General features: G+C 39.0%; 2 protein-coding genes. Both read right to left on the bottom strand.

The genetic code is table 11. The features are described 5' to 3' along the window. Positions 1–98: putative holin-like toxin (locus tag ACYSNU_RS18865; protein WP_461738610.1), on the bottom strand; the 98-nt coding region annotated here is incomplete at its 3' end. 1317 nt (positions 99–1415) lie between these two features. Next, positions 1416–1764: hypothetical protein (locus tag ACYSNU_RS18860; protein ID WP_461738609.1), on the bottom strand; the 349-nt coding region annotated here is incomplete at its 5' end.

Here is a 1764-nt window from a genome sequence, read left to right as displayed (position 1 = left end):
AAGGCAATGGTAAACATACCAAAACTCAATAACAATTGAATTGTCTCTAATGCAGACAAAAGGCTTCTCCTTTCATAGATTTCAGCACTTACATTCATAAGCACCACCACCTCTCAAAGATAGCCACTGTCATAACTTTTCTACCTGTTTAGTATATCATAAATAAAATTCGTCAGCTCCCAAACGAAAAAACAAGCCTCAGAATTTCTGGGCTTGTTAAATTATCAAAATACACTCAGAAAGGCAAAGCGTCGTCTGAATAAACATGCCAGCCTTCCACTGTTCAACCCCGAACAGCTTCCTTTCGATCGATATAATCAATCGCTTTTGTATACTTGCTGCTCAAAGGTGAAATGAATTTCGCCTTTGAGATAATCCCTGGTGACGTGGACATTAGTTATCCCCTTCTTCCAGCGCTTTTTGTTCGTTTGCATTGCCTTTGGTAACTGCCTATTGTGCGAAGTGAGTAAGCTATTCCTTGATTCTATTTTCAGCCACACTGAGAACATTTGTCTTAGCCGTTGTCGTCAACACGACATTATCATCCGTACGGTCAAGTTTCAGTGTCTTAATCCTATGGTTCAGCACTTCAGTGATTACTTTTGTTTGACGCTCAGAGTAGCCCGTCCGTCTCCTCAAGATGTCTATCAGTTCTTTTAATTCCTTTCAGACACGTTCTGCTATCTCGTCTGAAAGTAGCTCTAAAAGAAGCTGATTTTGGTCTGAATTTTTCACTCCGAAAAACCAACTCTTCAATGACTTCACCATAGGACCGTTTCCCAATGTTATATTTGTACTCCTCCAACCAATCCTTCGTTTCTTCTGAGACATAGGCCTTCACACGGACCAATTTTTCTTTAAAATAGCCCCTTCTTCTGTTGTCATAATGTCACTCTCCATTCATAAACTTGTAAATTTCTTGGACTTTTTGCAACTCTTTTGTATTCAATTCCAGCACCGCTAATGTTTGTTTTTGTATTTCTGAATATTTGTTATCGAGCGCTTGGGCCTCTGAACACTCTGCCACATTTGGCAATCAATTCACAATGAAAACATTGATTGATTTACCGGACAGGCGGACAAGTTCTTTGACACGATTTAACTTATCTTCGGGTAGCCCTCGAATTGAAATTTTTGGGGGGATTTGGGAAATTTTTGACCAAAGCAAGACCTCCTTGCAAACGGGTAAGCATTTTTTAGAAGCCCTCATAAATGGGCGAAGCCTATTTTGAGAGTCTTTTAAAAAAGAGCATAAGAGAAAACTGGCACCATTATCATGCCTATCCCCGCAGTGCGGGGGTTTTCAATGGTGCCAGTTTCAATTGGTTTAACACATGATTTGTGTAGGGTTAACACAGTCTTAACACATTACGAACACATTATTTGTGCTAAAAACACATAATTTGTGTCACCCACTATTTATAGGTTTTTAGCTTCTCTTGCAACATTACAATCTGTAATTGATACTCTTCAAGTTGTGTTTCTTGTACAGCTTGACTCTGTTCTTCCTGACGAATTTCTCCTTCTAATAATCGAATTTGGGTACTGGTTTCTGTCTGTTGTTTCTCGGTTTCAACTTCTAAATTACTACGCAAATCATCAATGGATACTTGGTATTCTTCGATAGATTTTTTAGAGCAGCCAGTCATTGTTTGCCTTTCTTCAATCACTGTATTTCTCAAAGAAATAGAATCCTCCAATAACTCCTCGTTCACTTGTTGTTCCGTGAGTAATAGAACGGAGGAACTAGATAAACCACTGCGA

The sequence above is a fragment of the Enterococcus sp. LJL120 genome (assembly GCF_054871765.1).
The sequence above is the reverse complement of the archived record's forward strand: the minus strand, read 5'-3'. Positions and strand labels throughout refer to the sequence as shown.